Genomic DNA, 16,292 nt, shown 5'->3' with positions numbered 1-16,292 from the left:
TCCTAAAAATTTATAGTCTTTGGTGAATGAAAATATTCGTGACTCGACAAATCGGTTAAAAAAACATAAAATAAAAGAAAAAGCAGGGGGTGAAATGATGATTAAGGTTACCTGGGAAGGAAAAATGAAGTTTCGTGGGATAGGTCCTTCCAATCATGAAGTATTCATGGATACCGATGCCGCCGGTGGTGAGGATACGGCAGCCCGTCCTGCAGAAATGATGATGATGTCTTTAGGTGGCTGTACCGGGATGGACGTAGTCGCAATTTTAAATAAAATGCAAGTGACGGGTTATGAGTTTTGGCTCGAAATTGAACCGACCTGGGCGGAGGAACATCCCAGGATTTTAAAACATGTAAAAATGACCTACTGTTTTAAAGGCGAAAACTTACCCAAAGATAGAATCGAGAGGGCAGTATTTTTATCCCAGACCAAATACTGCCGGGTAAGTAACACTTTAATTAAAGCAGCCCCAATGGAAGTATATATTAATTTAAACGGCGATACTTGGCAATTAAAAACCGAATAGAAAAGAGGGCGAGTTTTCGCCCTCTTTAACTACTTTTAGCAATATCTTTTGGTTTAACAAACTTGGCAATAAAGATACTTACTTCATAGAGGATTAAAAGGGGTGCGGCCATTAAGAGCTGACTAATGACATCGGGGCCTGGGGTTAGTGCAGCGGCTAAGATAAATATCACCAGTAAGGCGTATTTCCGGTTTTTTACTAAGAATTCATGGGAGATAAAATTTAGCTTAGCTAGGATATAAACAATTACCGGCAGCTCGAAGACCAGGCCAAAGGGTATTAGAAAATTTAAAGCAAAAGAAATATATTTACCAATAGTGATCATTGGACTCATAACATCGCCGCCAAACTGTAATAAAAATCTGGTGGCAATTTGAAATACAGTAAAGAAGGCAAAGAGGATACCAGCGACGAATAATAATATTATTATTGGAATCATCCTCAAGATAAATTTTCGTTCCTCGGGTTTTAGCCCTGGAGCAATAAAGGTCCACAGTTGCCATAAGATTATGGGTGATGAAGCTATAGCACCCAGTAAAATTGCAATTTTAATTTTAGTCATAAATGCTTCGGTTACATTTATAAAAACTAATTTCATTTTAAGAGCAGTAACCGGCTGAAGGAGGATGGTTAGAAAATAGTCGACATAATTATAAGCAATTATTGAGCCAATAACTATGGCAATAACGCTAATAATAATTACTTTCCGTAAAGCTTCCAGGTGTTCAAACAACGTCATCGGTTTATCTTCCATTAGGATACCTCCACCTGCTGTAAAAACTTTAGAACCTCTTCGGCATGACTTTCTACCTACCGGGGAAATCTTTGAAGCTTAAATTTTTCCCCGCGGTAGAAGGCAGGGAAAAATCTGGAGCTAAATCGCCAGTTTTAACCATTATAAACGCCTCCCTAGGTTAAGTCATTATCAATTATATAAAAAATTTATTTTCTTAAAAAGGGGAGATGGGGGATGAATTTAAAAGTTTTTGATTTTAGTGGAAAAAGTTTAAGAATTTTGCCCTGGGGGTATTTTGATGGAGATCAAATAAAACCTGGTGTTATTACTATAAGCGGCGGAATCATTTCGAAGATTGAAAAAGAAGGGGATGCGGAATTAAAAATTCCTTATTACTTGTATCCTGTATTAGCCGATGTCCACCTCCACTTAAACTTAATGGAACAAAATGGACCTACTCTTCCTGAAATCATGGCAAAACTAACCAGCCATGGCATAATGGGTTTTCGCGAGTGCGGGGATAAGAGCGAATTCTGGAAAACTGCAAAAAACCAATGTTCTTACTTAAAAGGAATATTTTCGGGAAACGGACTTTATAAAGAAGGTTATTATGGAAGAATTGCGGGAATCCCTGTAAAAGATAAAAAGGATGCTATCAAAAAAATTTTGCATCTCCACGAAGACGGAGCGCAGTTTATAAAAGTATTTGTTACTGGCTTGGTGAGTTTAAAGGAAAGGGGGAAAGTTGGACCTGCCGGATTTTGCCTTGAAGAGTTAAAAGAAATAGTCAATATTGCCCATAAACTGGGGCTAATGGTTTCTGCCCATGCCAATGGCCCGGAGGGGATTTCGCTTTGCCTTGAAGCCGGGGTAGATACCATAGAACATGGCTACTACATAACTGAAGAGCTTCTTTTAAAAATGCGGAATGCGGGTACATGGTGGATTCCCACCGTTGCGGCCATTCGTAACCAGATTTACCGCGAAGAACTGAGCCCAAAAGAGAGAGAAACGGCTTTTTATGTGTATAAGGAGCAGCTTTTAAAAGTTAAAAAAGCCTTTGAACTTGGGGTAAAACTTGGTATGGGGACCGACAGCGGAACTACCTTTTTAAGTTTTGGAGAAGCACTCTGGGAAGAGATGGACCTTTATTTAAAAGCCGGTATACCGCCCCAGGAAGTAATAAAAATTGCTGCAGAAAATAATTTTAAACTTCTTCAGGAGAAGGGTTTTGGATCTGTAAAACCTGGAAATTTTGCAAAATTTATTGGACTTAAATTTCCCTATGAGGGTGAAGTATAATATTATCATGGAAAATTATTTGAACAGGGAGGCATTTCTATGGGTAATTTTGGTTTTCAGGAACTGCTGGTAGTATTAATTATCACTCTTATTATTTTTGGACCTTCCAAACTTCCAGAACTTGGTCGGGCTTTAGGAAGAGGAATCCGGGAGTTTAAAAAGGCTACTACCGAAATTGAAGAAAGTATAAGCAAGGAAATAAGGGAAACCGAAAGCAAAAAGTAAAGTTAAAAGCAAAGCTTGGGCTAATTATTTAAAACCGAGGTGTTTGTTTTGCAAAAACTCTTCCGTAACCTTTGCCCGCGGAATTGTTTTTCGACCTGCAGTATCTTAAGTTACGTGGAAAAGGGAAAACTCGTGCGGGTAAGTGGCGATCCAGCTCACGGCTTTACACGGGGAAAACTTTGTGCCAAGGGTTATGCCTACGTGGAAAGGGTTTATAGTCCTAAGCGCATCCTTTATCCTCTCCGGCAATTTCCTAGAGGTTCAGGGAACTGGCGCCGGATCAGCTGGGATGAAGCTCTGCAAATTATTGCCAGTAAAATGCTGGAATTAAAGGGACGTTACGACAGTTTTTTGCCGGTTTGTTTATGTAAGCATTACGGAAATATGGGGCTTTTGCATTATGCCCCGGAGGCTTTGTTTGATGGTTTAGGTTCTATTACAGTAACCGAGGGCAGTGCTTGCTGGTCTGCGGGTCTAGATGCCTATCTTTACTGTACTGGGACAGTAGAAAAATCTGACCCAGAGGATATGGTAAACAGTAAAGTGATTATTCTGTGGGGCGTCAATCCCGCCTGGACCGCAGTCCACCAGATGTATTTTATCGACCAGGCTAGAAACCGGGGAGCTCAGGTAGTGGTTATCGATCCAATTTTTACGGCAACCGCAATACAAGCAGATCTTTATCTTCAGCCTAAGGCTGGTAGCGATGGTGCCCTGGCTTTGGGAATTGCCAAATACATTGTGGATAATGCTTTATATGATGAAAAATTTTTGGTTCATCATGTTTATGGTTATAAAGCATTTTTTGAATATTTAAAAACTATTAGTTACGATTGGGTCGAAGATAGAACCGCTTTGCCGAAAGAGGCAATTTGGGAAGTTGCCGAACTATACGCTAAAAACTCTCCGGCTGCCCTTTGGACTGGATTTGGATTACAACGGCATACTAATGGAGGGCAGAATATCAGAGCCATAATAACCCTGGCGGCACTTACCGGAAACTTGGGCAAATCTGGAGCTGGCGTGTACTATGCTTCAATGAAACATTGGGAATTGTTTTCTTTTTATACGAGGGATTATATTTCCTCTAAAAATCCTGTTTTGCATAGGAAAGTTAATATCAATACCTTGGGGAAAGAGTTAGAAAAAATTGCTAATCCACCGGTGAAAATGCTGTGGCTGACGCAGAGAAACTTATTTCAAGATGCGGAGACCGCAAGTCTTAAAAGTGCCCTGGAAGATCTTGAATTAATAGTACAAGTGGACCAATTTATGAATCAAAGTTCCCGTTATGCCGATATTTTTTGCCGGCAACCACTCAATTTGAAGAATGGGATGTTGTACCAAGCTATTGGCATCACTGGGTAGGGATTAATGAGCCGGCTATAGCTCCCCTTGGGGAATGCAAGTCAGACTTAGAGATTGCCTGGGAATTATCCCGAAAACTTAATGAATTGTCACCTGGCGTATGTGGTTTCCCCACCGAGGGCAAGGAAGAGGAGTGGTTGGCAAACGAATTTAACCAGGAACTTTACTCTCGCCTGGAGATCAAAGATTATAGAGAATTATTAAATGGCCCCAGGAAGCTTAAATGGCCGGAGGTGGCTTTTGCAGATCTAAAGTTTAAAACTCCCTCCGGAAAATTTGAAATAGCTTCTGCTACCGCTTCCCGGGAGGGATTCCCTTTACTACCAACTTATACCGAACAAACTCCAGCTCCCCAGGCCTATCCCTTTAGATTAATTACTCCGCACTATCCGGTGGGTAACAACTCGCAGTTTTTAAATTTACCATGGCTCACCTGGGGGATTAAGGAACCTTGTCTTAGAATTAACCCAAAAACAGCTAAAAGGTTTGGCTTAAATAATGGTGATTATGTCAGGGTTTATAACCAGCAGGGTGAAATTTTACTTCCGGTAAAACTTACTGTCGCGGTTAGTGAAGATACGCTTGTATGTTTTCAGGGATGGCAGGGTAGCGGAGAGAATAACCTAAACGACCTGATCAACGGTAGTCCTACTGATATGGGAAGAAAAGTAACGGGACGCCCGGCTCTTGCTTTTCATGATACATTTGTTAACCTGTGTCCCGCAAAAGGAGGCGCGAAATGCGACAAGTAGGTTTTCTGGTGGATGTGAGCAGGTGTCTTGGTTGCCGGGCCTGCGAGGTGGCGTGCAAAAATTATTTTGGGCTTGGGGAGACGCAGCGTTTTCGTCGCGTGGAAGAAGTGGAATGGAAGAGGGAAAAGGAAAGAGGTTTTTTTTATCTTTCCTTAGCTTGTAATCACTGCGAAAGCCCGGAGTGTTTTCGAGTTTGCCCTAATCACACCTTTAGGAAACGCCGCGATGGTATTGTAGTCCATGATCCCGATTTGTGCGATGGCTGTTGTACCTGTATAAAGGCATGTCCTTATGGTGCTCCCCAGTTTGATGTGGAAACGGGCAAGGTAGATAAATGTGATTTTTGCGTAAGTCGCTTAGATCAGGGACTGCGACCGGTTTGTATCGATGCTTGTACCAACGGTGCCTTGAAGATGGCTTTTTTGGATGAAATGGATGAGACAAAGTTTTTAAAGTCATTGCCTTCTTTGCCTGATATCAAATTGACCCGTCCGTCGATTCGCTTTTTCCCCCCAGCATTTCATAGGAAGGGGTTATGTAAGTCAAAATTGTAGCCTTTGATAATTTTGTAAGTTATTTTTTGTCGATTTCTCTAAAGTGAGGTGAGCTTATTGGCTGAAAATACATTAATGTCTAAGCTTTTAGGAGTTCTAACCGGGGGAGGGGGTTTACCTTCTTTAGCTAAAATTTTGGTGGATTTTTTGGGCAATCCGGTAATTATAACTGATCCTTTTGGCAAAATCCTTGTGTATCAGGATACGGGGCGGAAGGAAACTTTTCTCTGGAATGATTTTTTACCTGTAACAATAAAGCAACAGGCAACAAAACCGTTGGAGTCCCAAATTGAAAGGGGCATAATCGCAACATCCGAAGGAAAAGCAGTTCCCTATGCTTCTTATCCTTTGATTTGGACCGAGCTGGAAGGCTTTATCTTTCTCCTTCTAACCGAAAATCCCTGGTCGAATGAAATGGCAAAGAGCCTTAAACAAAGTGCTCAGATTTTTTTAATAGCATTAAAACAGGAACGAGAGATCCAAAAAATTCATTTAAAATATCGCGATGAATTTCTTCACGATTTGTTATATAACAATTTTGAAAACAAAGAAGTTTTGATCCAACGGGGAAAAACTTTAGGGCTGGATTTCTCCTCTCCTCATGTTTTGGCAGTGGTCGGGCTTGATGAGGAAGAGTTGGCGGAAGCGGAAAAAACCCTTGAGCACCTCAAAATTTTGTTGCAATCATCCTTAAAAATGTACTGGCCTAATCCTGTAGTTACCAGGCGCGGAACGTATCTGGTTATTTTTTTGCCTTTGGAAAGAAAAGTAACTTTTTTAGAACTTAAACGAGAAATTGATTCTTTAATTCGGCAAGTTAAAAAATATGTTTATGGTAGACTAGAAAAATCTTTTTCCGTGGGCATTGGGCACCTCTATCCTACGGCCGATGAACTGTTTCGCAGTTATCAGGAGGCCAAAACGGCATTAGAGCTGGGAAGATTTTTCAATAAGATTGATGATGTAACTTATTTTGATGAACTGGGGGTATTTAGTTTACTTTATAAAATGGGAGAATGGGAGCTGAAAAAGTTTTGTTACAGTTTGCTGGAACCGATTATGGATTACGACCGGAAAAATGAAGGGCAGCTCCTTGAAACCCTGAAAACTTATTTTCAATGCAATGCTGATATTAACACTACTGCCGAGAAACTTTTTGTTCATGTGAATACCTTACGATACAGGTTAAAAAAAGTTGAGGAATTATTGGGGATGGATTTAAACCTTTTGGATGTTCAATTAAACTTATTTGTAGCGCTTAGGATTTTAAGTCAAAAAGGTTGGAGCTAAAGACCGGTACTTATTGTTTAAAGCAATAAAGTACCGGTCTTTTATTTTAGAAGAACGTACAAAGGTAAAATTTTTGTAGCAACGAATCACTAAATTAAAAAGTTAAAAGTTTCGAGGCGTTAAGCCTCGCTTGTGATTGAAAGTGGTTGCCTGCTTATTTCGAGAAAGATGGCTCTTTCACAAGCTGCCGACTTGGAGGTGATGGGTTTTTCCGGAAAACTTAGTTCTCGAACACTATTTTGCCAGTGTGTCGAAAAGCCACTTTAGCAGATAAGGAGGTAGATATAGGTGGCAGGTAAAAAATTTCTTTTGGCGTCTTTGGCATTATCCTTTCTTTTAGCTTTATCGGTTTGGGGTTGTGAAACGGTAACTTCTCCAGAAAAGACTCGTATAGAAAGTGGGGTTATAGCTAAGCAGTATCGTGGCGTTCTCAATCCCAAGATTCCCCAAAAACCAAAGCTTTCCGAAAAATTCAAAAAAATGATAGGGGAAACCGATGGTAAGAATGGAAAAGGGCAAAATTCAGCCGGCCAAAGTGGAGGTAAAAATGAAGCAAAACCGCAAATCTAATGACCTTTCAGCTATCGAATGCCGGTACCGGTTTTATGCGGTTATCAGAAGTTATTATTTTGGCCACCTGTGGGATGATGGCCAGAGGTGGCTGGAAGCGGTGGAGATATTGTCCGGCCTGGAAGAATTCACTCAAAACGAGGATTACCTTTCAGGGCTATTCCTGCTCCAAGCTTATGACAGCAGCGCTGTTTACGAGTTTAACAGGTTATTTGTTGGCCCTGGCAAATTAGTGGCTCCGCCTTATGAGAGCGCCTACCTTAACTCCGAAGGCTTGCTGATGCAGAAGGAAACCCTAGAAGTCAGGGAGTTTTACCGGAGTATGGGCCTGGAGGTTCAGAACAAAAACTGTGAACCCGATGACTTTATCGGTTTTGAAGCAGAGTTTGCCTGCTACCTGCTGCACCAAGCGGCGAAATTTTTGGCCCAAAAGGATTTGAGTAACTTCAATCTACATTTAACTGCTTACCGGAATTTCTTTGTTAACCATTTATCCAAGTGGCTTCCTGCCCATTGCCGGGATATCCTGGCCAACAGCCAAAACGATGCCTGCAGGGGAATGGCCCTCGTGTTGGCCGGGTTTTTGGATGTGGAGGCAAAAAACCAATAAGGAGGGAGAAAATGGAGAAAAAATTCACCTTTACGAGGCGTTCCTTTATTAAAGGTGCTCTAGTTGCAGGGGTGGCTGGTTCCCTTTTGGACTTTAAGCTGATGGGTTTGAATAAGGCTACTGCTGAAGATGCCGAAAAAGTAGAAACTTTTTTGAATGCCTGCCCGCGGAATTGTTATGATACTTGTTCGATCATATCAACCGTTAAGGATGGGGTGTTGGTGAAAGTTGAAGGCAATCCCAATAACACTTTTACCCGGGGAAGGCTTTGCGCCAAGGGTTATAGCTACACGAGAATGGTGTACAGCCCCGACCGGATCAAATACCCCATGCGGCAAAAAGGTCGTGGTTCGGGCAAGTGGGAACGCATCAGTTGGGATGAAGCCTTTACGGAAATAGCAAAGACTATCCTTCGGATTAAAAAGGAATACGGATCGACCCTGCCGATTTGTTTAAACAAATACTCGGGAAACTTTGACATCCTGCATTACGGGATAGAGGGTTTGATGTCCAGCATTGGTTATACTACCAGGGCACTCGGTACACCATGCTGGCCGGCAGGTATCGATGCCCAGACCTTCGACTTTGGGACAATTTATAACAATGACCCGGAAGACCTGGTGAATTCCAAGTACCTTATTTTGTGGGGTGTTAACCCGGCCTGGTGCTCGGTACATTCCATGTATTTTGTGGAAGAAGCCCAAAGACGCGGCTGTAAAATCGTGGTTATTGATCCGCTGCTTACCCAGACGGCCAGCAAGGCTGATTTATATATTCAGATTAAACCCAGTACGGATGGAGCTTTGGCCTTGGGGATGGCCAGATATATTCTTGATAACGGATTGTATGACGAAGAGTGGCTGGCAAAAAATGCTATAGGATATCAGGAGTTTTTCACTTATCTAAAAACGGACATTACTCTCGACTGGGCTTCCGAAAAAACTGGAGTACCCCGTCAGGTCATCGAAACCCTGGCCCATGAGTACGCAACTACCAAACCGGCCAACATCTGGATTGGATACGGTATGCAACGCCATACTAACGGTGGGCAAAACGTTCGGGCTATCGATGCCCTGGCAGCTATGACCGGAAACATTGGTAAATCCGGTGGCGGGGCGCAATATGCCCAATTGGAGACCTGGGGTTTTAACTACCATGCTATGCTACAAAAACCTCCTGCGGACAGCAGCGGCGACGGCGACCGGTATATCAATATCAACAATTTTGGTGCCGAGGTCCTGGCGGCTAAGAACCCGCCAATCAAAATGCTGTGGATTGCCTGCCGAAACCCTTTAACCCAGGACCCGGAAACATCGGTGGTGAAAAAAGCCTTTGAAGCTATGGACCTGGTGGTTACCTGCGACCTTTTCATGACACCAACGGTGGCAATGTCCGACATAGTTCTTCCCGTAACCACTCCCTTTGAAGCTCCCGGCGTGAATGTCAGCTATTGGCACTACTGGCTGGCGTTAAATCAGCAGGCAATAAAGCCTATGTATGAAGCCAAGCATGATTTGCACATTGCCATGGGGCTTTCCCAAAAGCTAAATGAGCTGGAGCCGGGTTCTTGCACTTTTCCCACAGCAGGTGACCTGGAGGAATGGGTTGGCAAGGAATTTAACTCCAAGTTATATGGCCAGTTTGGGATCAGCGACTGGAAAGAGCTCAAGAAAGGTCCCGTCAAAGCAAAGCAGGGACTTATTGCTTGGCAGGACGGCAAATTCAGAACTCCTTCCGGCAAGTACGAATTCTGGTCCGAGGAAGCAAAGAAGTACGGGCATCATCCCCTGCCGGTTTACGTTGAGGAATTACAGCCACCGGATAAGTACCCTATACGGTGTATTTCTTCGCACTGGAAGCTGGGCCTTCACAGCCAGTTCCAAAACCTTGACTGGATGGCTGCCATCAACGATGAACCGGTATTGGAGATCCATCCTGCCTTAGCAGCAAAATATGGTATTAAGGATAAAGATTACGTAAAAGTGTATAACGATCTTGGATATGTCATTTTGCCGGCTAAAATAACCGAAACCGTACCCCCTGATACCGTAGCAGTATATGAGGCCTGGTATAAAGATAAAAACTATAATATCAATTATACGCTTAAGGCCGTTCCATCCGACATGGGTCGAAAAGCCACCGGTATGCCGGGACTGGCGTTTCATGACAATTTTGTAAACCTGGAGAAGGTGTAAAGGGGGGAGACTGAAATGGCTAAAAAGTTAGGTTTTCTGGTGAATTCGGAGCGCTGCATAGGTTGTCACGCTTGCGAAATGGCTTGTAAAAATGAATACCAGTTGGATCCGTCTATTCGTTGGCGCAAGGTTTATCCTCTTAAAGAGGAAGGCTTTCCCCTACCCGAAAGGAATTTCATGTCTTTGGCCTGTAATCATTGTGAACAACCGGAGTGTGTCAGGGTTTGCCCGGTGAAAGCCTATACCAAGCGTGAGGATGGCATAGTTATTCAGAACCATGACCGTTGCATTGGCTGTAAAATGTGTATCATGGCCTGTCCTTATGGCGTGCCCCAATTTAATGAGCGGTATAAAAAAGTGGAAAAATGTCACATGTGCGCTCAGAGGCAGGACCGAGGGGAGAAACCGGTCTGTGTGGCCAGCTGCCCGATGGAAGCCCTCAGCGTTATTGATTTAAACTCATTTAATGAATACGGGACGGTAAAGAGTTTGCCCGGATTTCCCGACCCTTCAATTACCAAACCTACTACCCGGTTTGTGAACCCGAAAATGGGAGTTCAAATAAGGAGGGACAGGTAATGGAGTACCCGTTAGTGTTTTTTACCGTTTTATCGCAGTTGGCGGCCGGTGCCCTGGTCACCCTTTGGTTACTGGATGCTTTTTCGGAAAAGATCGAAATTGCCTCAGGCCGGCTGGCTGCCAAGACCATTGTTGGGGTTACGGCCTTAAGCCTGCTGGTGTCCCTATTTCACCTTGGCCACCCGTTTAACGCCTACCGGGCGTTAACGAATATTGGTAGCTCCTGGTTGAGCCGGGAAGTTGTGTTATTTTCCTTATTTTTACTGGCTTCTGTAGTATACTGTTTATTATGGAAGGATTCCGAAAAGAGTCTGCGGAAAATAACCGGCGGGATTACAGCGTTAATTGCCGTCCTGGCGGTAGTGTCTTCTGCAATGATCTATGTCTTACCGGCTCGTCCCGCCTGGAATAATGTCAGCCCCATTGTTTTCTTTTTGCTTACGGCTGCCTTGCTTGGACCGTTGTATATCGGTACTTTGTTCCAATTCCGGGGAGAGGATAATCCAATACCGCTAAATTTTACCGGAATGGTTTTAGCCTTAAGCCTGGTTGTTTTTATGGTGTATGTGTCCGTGCTGCTATCCGGGCAGGGTGCCGGTTATCAAAACGGGTTAAACATTATTCAGAGCGGGGCTTTCTGGTTCAGGACGGTTTTGGGCTGGCTTATACCTTTAGCCCTGGTGTCTCTGCTGGTAGTAAAAAAAGGTTTTTCCGAAAAGAATATGGTAGCCTATCTTTTCCTTTTAACCCTGGTGGGCGAAATTATCGGACGGGAACTGTTCTACAGTTCCGTGGTAGCTTTGAAGGTAGGGATGTTTTAAAAATTTATTCCTGCTAGGGCTAAAATACTAAAGAAAAAATCCAAAATGATAAAAAATAAGCAAACAGGTGAATCCTCTTGTGGTAAAATAAAATTAACCAGTAAATTTACCGAACGGGGGATTCACCTGTTAGCGTAATTAATCTCAAAATTTAGTATTTTTGCTTTGATTAGCGGTTAGCTACTGTTTGGTAAAAAAACTGAATCAAAGAGGGGGCTTATGTTTAACAATATTGGTTTTCCGGAGATAGCGGTAATCCTGGTTATTGCCTTGGTCATTTTTGGACCTTCCAAACTTCCAGAACTTGGCCGGGCTTTAGGAAGAGGAATCCGGGAGTTTAAAAAGGCTACTACCGAAATTGAAGAAAGCATAACAAAAGAGGTAAATGCGGTTAAAGAAAATAATTTCAAGGAGGGTTAAATGCAAAATTTAACTGTTGCCATTTTGGCCGGCGGCAAAAGTTCGCGCATGGGGCGAAACAAAGCTTTGCTTCCCCTTGAGTCAAAAACTATAATTGAACATTTAATAACTAATTTCCAACCAATTGCCTCTGAGCTTTTTATTGTTGCCAACACCAGCGAGTATGATTTTCTTGGGCTTCCGGTGTATAACGATCGTTATCCGGCCCAGGGGCCACTGGCAGGGATTGAAACGGCCTTAAGGGTTGCCACTAATGAAAAGGTTTTTATTACTGCCTGTGATTTACCATTGTTGCCGGCTGGTATTCCTGGTCATTTAGCAGTAAATACCGGGGATTTTGATGTAACAGTTCTGGCGTTTAAAGGCAAAATTGAGCCTCTAATTGGTATTTACCGGAAAAGTATTTATCCTGTGGTGGACCAACATTTAGCTCTTAAGAAAAATAAAATTATTGAGTTTTACCCGCAAGTTAAAGTTAAGGTTATTAATTTTGAAGACCTTCCCGCAAACTTACAGAAGGAAGAATATCTTTTAAATGTTAATACCCCGGCGGATTATGAAAAACTGTTAAAAATTTTTATTTCAAAGGAGTAGTAACATGGAAACCAACGTAGCTTTGGAAAAAGCTTTAAATATGCTTTTGGCATATGTCCCCAAACCCGACATTGAGACCGTGGAAATTTTAAAGAGCCAGAACCGGGTACTGGCGGAGGATGTTTTTGCTGATATAATGGTGCCACCTTTTTCCCGTTCTCCTTTGGATGGCTTTGCTTTTAGGAGTTCTGATACTCCCCGGGAAAAAGGCCAAAAGGTGATGTTTAAAATTGTCGATTACCTTCCAGCGGGAGTGCCGGCTACAAGGCCGGTAAACTCCGGTGAAGCGGTTAAGCTTATGACCGGGGCTATGATTCCCGAAGGTGCCGATGCGGTAGTTAAATTTGAAGATGTGGTGGAAGAAAACGGTTATGTAGTAATTGACTTTCCCGTAAAACCTGGAGCTAATATTGTCAAAAAGGGAGAAGATTTTTTACCCGGGGATGTTATAATTGAAAAAGACCGGGTAATTAATGCTAATACCATTTCTCTTTTGGCGTTGGCTGGGAAAAAGAAGGTAGCGGTTTATAAAATACCTAAAGTTTACATTATTTGCACGGGCAGTGAACTGGTGGATATTGAACAGATTCCCGGTCCGGGGAAAATTCGCAATACCAATTTATACAGCATCGGGGCATTGGTGGCAAGATCCGGAGGAGAGCCTGTTTTAGGTCAGATTGTAAACGATGATTTAAATTTAATTGCGCAAGAAATAAAACGGGGGCTGGAAATGGCCGATTTGGTGCTGACCACCGGGGGAGCATCGGTGGGGGAATATGATTTAATAATTAAAGCTTTAGAAAGTATCGGTGCCGAAATTTTATTCTGGAAAACCGATTTTAAACCCGGTACACCGGTGATTGGAGCTGTGGCTAACGGGAAAATAGTTATTGGTTTATCGGGAAATCCCCAGGCAGCCATGACTTCTTTCGAGCTAATTGCTTACCCCGTGATCAGAAAATTAACCGGTCGGCAAAATATTTACCATGCCCGGGTGAAGGCATTTTTGGATCACCCCTTTGATAAAACCCGGGGACAACGGCGTTTTGCCCGGGGCTATTGTTACTTAAAAGAAGGAGAGTTTCGGGTAAAAATCTTACCCTGGCTTTCCCCCGGCTCGTTAAAAGGGGTTTTAAACTCCAATGCTCTGGTGGAAATTCCCAAAAATTGTCCGCCCTTAAAAACCAATGATCCGGTTAATATTGTTTTAATTGAAGGAGGAAGCTTAAGTGCCTTCGATACTCCAGATAGTGGGCTATTCTAATTCCGGCAAAACTACCGTAGCAGAAAAATTAGTGCAGCTCTTTACCGGGCATGGGTTTAAAGTAGGGGTTGTAAAACACGATGTTCACGGCTTTGAAGTGGACCAACCGGGAAAGGATACTTATCGTTACCGGCAGGCGGGCGGAGTGAAGGTTGGAATTCTTGGACCTGGCAAGGCAGCGTTTATGGTGGAAAGGGAAGTACTACTCGAAGAAGTTTTTGAATTTTACCGGGATATGGACCTTATCCTGGTGGAAGGCTTTAAAAACCGGCCATTTCCCCGGATAGAGGTAATTAGAAGTGAAATTTACCAGGAACCTTTTTCTCCACCGGAACTTCTGGTGGCGGTGGTTAGTGATTTAAATTTAGAGGTAGACTGTCCGGTATTTGGTTTTGGGGAGATCGATAACTTGTTCCATTTTTTGCTTAAATACTTTGAAATGGGCGGGAGAGTATGAGCGATTTTTTTGAGGCTTTTACCGGGAAGGCGGAAATCGCGCCTTCCTTTTGTTTAGAACATCGCTATTTACCCTTTAAATGCGGAAAATGCGTTACAGTATGTCCTACCAAGGCTATTTTTAAAGACGGGGAGAAAATCGCCATAAATAAAGAAGACTGCGTAAACTGCGGGTTTTGTAAAGCTGTATGTCCCACCGGGGCGATTAATTTAAGTGGGGTAACCCCGTTAAAAGAAGTTGCCGAAATTCAGGAAGAAGGCCATATTGGTTGTACTTTAAACCCCGCTAATTCCAGCAAAATTAATCTTCCCTGTTACGGCTTTTTAGATACCGGGGAAATAGCAATTCTTGCGGCGTCAGGAAAGAAATTGAATTTTTACTTAGAAAGCTGCAATGGTTGCCGTTATTCTCAAGGTAAGGAACTTTTCCTGCAACACCTAAAGACTGCTGAGGAACGTTTGGGAAATTTGTCAGCTTTTATCCTGCACCAAAAGGGTCAACCGCCTAAAGAATTTTCCCGACGGGAGTTTTTTAGCTTTTTAACGGGGAAGTTAAGAAATACCGCAGCAAGTTTTCTTTTAAAAGAAAAAGACGACCCCAACGATATTTTTGCCAAACGCGTGTCGTTAAAACACCGCTATTTTTTAAAAGCACTGGAACTTTATCAGGGGCAAATTTCCGGGGAAAATGCATTAGGGGAAAACTTGAAAGCGCTGGGCGATTGCAATGGTTGTGGGGTATGTGAACGGCTTTGTCCAACCGGGGCATTATCTATCAAAGAGGGTCAACTGCTATTTAATCCTGCTTTTTGTCTAAATTGCGGTCTTTGCCTTGAGGCTTGTCCTAAAAAAATCTTAAAAAACGATGGTAAAATTACTGTGAATGATGTATATTTAAAGAAGGAAAAAGTTTTGGCAAAAATCTTAGTAAAAACTTGTCAAAAATGTGGTAAAACCTTTACTCCAATAAATGCTGAAGATTTATGCCTTAATTGTTACATCACCCAGGGATTAAAAAGGGATAATTTATTTGAAGGAGGCTAAATTATGTTTGGCGGTTTTGGCTGGCAAGAACTTTTGGTAGTTTTGTTAATTGCTCTTATTATCTTTGGTCCGTCTAAACTTCCCGAACTTGGTAAAGCCTTTGGCCAGACGGTTAAGGAGTTCCGTAAGGGAGCCAAAGAAATACAAGATGAAATTGCTTTAGAGGACAAAAAAGAAGAAAAAGCAGAAGCATAATAAAGTTTAAAAAGTCTGCTTTTAAAGGTTCTTTCCAACTTCCAACCTCCAAATTCATACCTCCAAAATGGGTGCCTATAAGGCTTAAAAGGGAAGTCCGAGCCTGAATTTCGGGTAACGGCGCGGTCCCGCCACTGTAAACAGGGAGCTTTTCTTTTTAACCACTATCCTAACGGGATGGGAAGGGAAGAAAAGCGATGAGCTGTAGCCAGGAGACCTGCCCTGAGGGAAAGCTTTTATTCCTTGCGCGGACAGGGAAGAAGCGGTGTATTTGCATTAAAGCCCTTCTCTTGTTCGGAGAAGGGTTTTTCTATTTGGTTTATTTATTTTTATATACCCTATCTTTTTTCTAAACCATATAAGCCCATTATACCCCGGTTCTGCCGGGGAATTTTTTTGAAAAAGGTCCATGTAAGAACCGTCCGAGAGGACTGAAAAAGTAACATTTTTTAGGTGCAAATTGGCTTTTTATAGCTGTAAAATCTTCCTTTAAACAAATATTTATGTAGTAACACAAAAATAAAATGATTTAAAGAGGATAGTATACTTGCTATCCTCTTTAAATTTACTGCAATTGCTGTTAATTTAGCTTGTTTGGACATGCTTAATAGACCATACCCTTGGGCACGGTCTAGACCATGAAATCTTTTCATTTCAGCATTTTTCCATTCTTGGCATGCACGTTGTTTATAATTATGGGAATGTAAATAGTTTTGTGTAAATGGTTTTTACCTAACTAAAATGGCAATACTTTAAATAGCTTTACCTGCCAGGAGGATAGGGCAATG

General features: G+C 42.4%; 19 protein-coding genes, 1 pseudogene and 1 riboswitch. Of the genes and pseudogenes, 18 read left to right on the top strand and 2 right to left on the bottom strand.

The window, feature by feature from the left end:
* The first annotated feature begins 94 nt into the window (after positions 1-94).
* Complete coding sequence (locus tag cpu_RS06190) at positions 95-529, top strand: OsmC family protein (RefSeq protein WP_077177202.1); 435 nt, start codon at positions 95-97, stop codon at positions 527-529.
* 25 nt (positions 530-554) lie between these two features.
* Here the strand turns inward: cpu_RS06190 and tatC are convergent, their stop codons facing one another.
* Positions 555-1,283, bottom strand: coding sequence for a twin-arginine translocase subunit TatC (gene tatC, locus cpu_RS06185; RefSeq protein WP_075859170.1), 729 nt, complete (start codon positions 1,281-1,283; stop codon positions 555-557).
* 216 nt (positions 1,284-1,499) lie between these two features.
* Here tatC and cpu_RS06180 point away from each other — a divergent pair, with 216 nt between their 5' ends.
* From cpu_RS06180 to tatA, 17 genes are all read left to right on the top strand, one after another.
* Complete coding sequence (locus cpu_RS06180) at positions 1,500-2,567, top strand: amidohydrolase family protein (protein ID WP_075859169.1); 1,068 nt, start codon at positions 1,500-1,502, stop codon at positions 2,565-2,567.
* A 39-nt stretch (positions 2,568-2,606) separates the two neighbouring features.
* A complete protein-coding gene (locus cpu_RS06175) occupies positions 2,607-2,792 on the top strand; it encodes a Sec-independent protein translocase subunit TatA/TatB (RefSeq protein ID WP_075859168.1) in 186 nt (61 codons plus the stop codon).
* A 48-nt stretch (positions 2,793-2,840) separates the two neighbouring features.
* Complete coding sequence (locus cpu_RS13785) at positions 2,841-4,160, top strand: molybdopterin-dependent oxidoreductase (protein WP_200800653.1); 1,320 nt, start codon at positions 2,841-2,843, stop codon at positions 4,158-4,160.
* Positions 4,097-4,912 carry a molybdopterin dinucleotide binding domain-containing protein gene (locus cpu_RS13780; RefSeq protein ID WP_200800652.1) on the top strand — a complete coding sequence of 272 codons (816 nt, stop codon included), beginning with the start codon at positions 4,097-4,099 and terminating at the stop codon, positions 4,910-4,912. Before cpu_RS13785 ends, cpu_RS13780 begins: the two co-directional genes overlap by 64 nt.
* Positions 4,900-5,466 carry a 4Fe-4S dicluster domain-containing protein gene (locus cpu_RS06165; RefSeq protein ID WP_075859167.1) on the top strand — a complete coding sequence of 189 codons (567 nt, stop codon included), beginning with the start codon at positions 4,900-4,902 and terminating at the stop codon, positions 5,464-5,466. The genes cpu_RS13780 and cpu_RS06165 overlap by 13 nt, the downstream gene beginning before the upstream one ends.
* 57 nt (positions 5,467-5,523) lie before the next feature.
* Complete coding sequence (locus cpu_RS06160; protein ID WP_075859166.1) at positions 5,524-6,756, top strand: PucR family transcriptional regulator; 1,233 nt, start codon at positions 5,524-5,526, stop codon at positions 6,754-6,756.
* Positions 6,757-7,044: 288 nt separating this feature from the next.
* The gene (locus cpu_RS06155) at positions 7,045-7,326 is read left to right on the top strand and encodes a hypothetical protein (protein ID WP_075859165.1); all 282 of its coding nucleotides are present in this window, start codon (positions 7,045-7,047) and stop codon (positions 7,324-7,326) included.
* Positions 7,304-7,936: a TorD/DmsD family molecular chaperone gene (locus cpu_RS06150; RefSeq protein WP_075859164.1), complete on the top strand. Its 633-nt coding sequence runs from the start codon at positions 7,304-7,306 to the stop codon at positions 7,934-7,936. Before cpu_RS06155 ends, cpu_RS06150 begins: the two co-directional genes overlap by 23 nt.
* Before the next feature lie 11 nt (positions 7,937-7,947).
* Complete coding sequence (locus cpu_RS06145; RefSeq protein ID WP_075859163.1) at positions 7,948-10,131, top strand: molybdopterin-containing oxidoreductase family protein; 2,184 nt, start codon at positions 7,948-7,950, stop codon at positions 10,129-10,131.
* Between the two features lie 15 nt (positions 10,132-10,146).
* On the top strand, positions 10,147-10,710 hold the full coding sequence (locus tag cpu_RS06140) for a 4Fe-4S dicluster domain-containing protein (RefSeq protein WP_075859162.1): 564 nt from the start codon (positions 10,147-10,149) through the stop codon (positions 10,708-10,710).
* Entirely contained in the window at positions 10,710-11,531 is an 822-nt protein-coding gene (locus tag cpu_RS06135) for a dimethyl sulfoxide reductase anchor subunit family protein (protein WP_075859161.1), read from the top strand. Before cpu_RS06140 ends, cpu_RS06135 begins: the two co-directional genes overlap by 1 nt.
* Positions 11,532-11,750: 219 nt before the next feature.
* Entirely contained in the window at positions 11,751-11,951 is a 201-nt protein-coding gene (locus cpu_RS06130; RefSeq protein WP_075859160.1) for a twin-arginine translocase TatA/TatE family subunit, read from the top strand.
* The gene (gene mobA / locus cpu_RS06125) at positions 11,952-12,545 is read left to right on the top strand and encodes a molybdenum cofactor guanylyltransferase (RefSeq protein WP_075859159.1); all 594 of its coding nucleotides are present in this window, start codon (positions 11,952-11,954) and stop codon (positions 12,543-12,545) included. It begins immediately after the preceding gene.
* 4 nt (positions 12,546-12,549) lie between these two features.
* Positions 12,550-13,809 carry a molybdopterin molybdotransferase MoeA gene (locus cpu_RS06120; protein ID WP_075859158.1) on the top strand — a complete coding sequence of 420 codons (1,260 nt, stop codon included), beginning with the start codon at positions 12,550-12,552 and terminating at the stop codon, positions 13,807-13,809.
* Positions 13,775-14,266: a molybdopterin-guanine dinucleotide biosynthesis protein B gene (mobB, locus tag cpu_RS06115; RefSeq protein WP_075859157.1), complete on the top strand. Its 492-nt coding sequence runs from the start codon at positions 13,775-13,777 to the stop codon at positions 14,264-14,266. The genes cpu_RS06120 and mobB overlap by 35 nt, the downstream gene beginning before the upstream one ends.
* Positions 14,263-15,309, top strand: coding sequence for a 4Fe-4S binding protein (locus cpu_RS06110; protein WP_075859156.1), 1,047 nt, complete (start codon positions 14,263-14,265; stop codon positions 15,307-15,309). The genes mobB and cpu_RS06110 overlap by 4 nt, the downstream gene beginning before the upstream one ends.
* A gap of 3 nt (positions 15,310-15,312) precedes the next feature.
* On the top strand, positions 15,313-15,504 hold the full coding sequence (gene tatA / locus cpu_RS06105) for a twin-arginine translocase TatA/TatE family subunit (protein ID WP_075859155.1): 192 nt from the start codon (positions 15,313-15,315) through the stop codon (positions 15,502-15,504).
* Between the two features lie 52 nt (positions 15,505-15,556).
* Positions 15,557-15,743: riboswitch (cobalamin riboswitch) on the top strand.
* A 210-nt stretch (positions 15,744-15,953) separates the two neighbouring features.
* Here tatA and cpu_RS13430 read toward each other — a convergent pair.
* Positions 15,954-16,196 (bottom strand): annotated as a pseudogene (locus tag cpu_RS13430) (hypothetical protein); the annotation flags it as partial.
* Positions 16,197-16,292 lie beyond the last annotated feature (96 nt).

It is taken from the genome of Carboxydothermus pertinax (assembly GCF_001950255.1).
Classification (GTDB): domain Bacteria; phylum Bacillota; class Z-2901; order Carboxydothermales; family Carboxydothermaceae; genus Carboxydothermus; species Carboxydothermus pertinax.
Note: the sequence above shows the minus strand (reverse complement) of the source record. Positions and strands in the feature narration are given on the sequence as shown.

Excerpts from the sequence above, each read along its gene's own strand:
- cpu_RS06135 (WP_075859161.1), top strand. The coding sequence starts at position 10,710 with ATGGAGTACCCGTTAGTGTTTTTTACCGTTTTATCGCAGTTGGCGGCC.
- mobA (WP_075859159.1), top strand. The coding sequence starts at position 11,952 with ATGCAAAATTTAACTGTTGCCATTTTGGCCGGCGGCAAAAGTTCGCGC.
- cpu_RS06110 (WP_075859156.1), top strand. The coding sequence starts at position 14,263 with ATGAGCGATTTTTTTGAGGCTTTTACCGGGAAGGCGGAAATCGCGCCT.
- cpu_RS06175 (WP_075859168.1), top strand. The coding sequence starts at position 2,607 with ATGGGTAATTTTGGTTTTCAGGAACTGCTGGTAGTATTAATTATCACT.
- cpu_RS06190 (WP_077177202.1), top strand. The coding sequence starts at position 95 with ATGATGATTAAGGTTACCTGGGAAGGAAAAATGAAGTTTCGTGGGATA.
- tatA (WP_075859155.1), top strand. The coding sequence starts at position 15,313 with ATGTTTGGCGGTTTTGGCTGGCAAGAACTTTTGGTAGTTTTGTTAATT.
- tatC (WP_075859170.1), bottom strand. The coding sequence starts at position 1,283 with ATGGAAGATAAACCGATGACGTTGTTTGAACACCTGGAAGCTTTACGG.
- cpu_RS06130 (WP_075859160.1), top strand. The coding sequence starts at position 11,751 with ATGTTTAACAATATTGGTTTTCCGGAGATAGCGGTAATCCTGGTTATT.
- cpu_RS06120 (WP_075859158.1), top strand. The coding sequence starts at position 12,550 with ATGGAAACCAACGTAGCTTTGGAAAAAGCTTTAAATATGCTTTTGGCA.
- cpu_RS06180 (WP_075859169.1), top strand. The coding sequence starts at position 1,500 with ATGAATTTAAAAGTTTTTGATTTTAGTGGAAAAAGTTTAAGAATTTTG.
- cpu_RS06145 (WP_075859163.1), top strand. The coding sequence starts at position 7,948 with ATGGAGAAAAAATTCACCTTTACGAGGCGTTCCTTTATTAAAGGTGCT.
- cpu_RS06165 (WP_075859167.1), top strand. The coding sequence starts at position 4,900 with ATGCGACAAGTAGGTTTTCTGGTGGATGTGAGCAGGTGTCTTGGTTGC.
- cpu_RS06150 (WP_075859164.1), top strand. The coding sequence starts at position 7,304 with ATGAAGCAAAACCGCAAATCTAATGACCTTTCAGCTATCGAATGCCGG.
- cpu_RS06140 (WP_075859162.1), top strand. The coding sequence starts at position 10,147 with ATGGCTAAAAAGTTAGGTTTTCTGGTGAATTCGGAGCGCTGCATAGGT.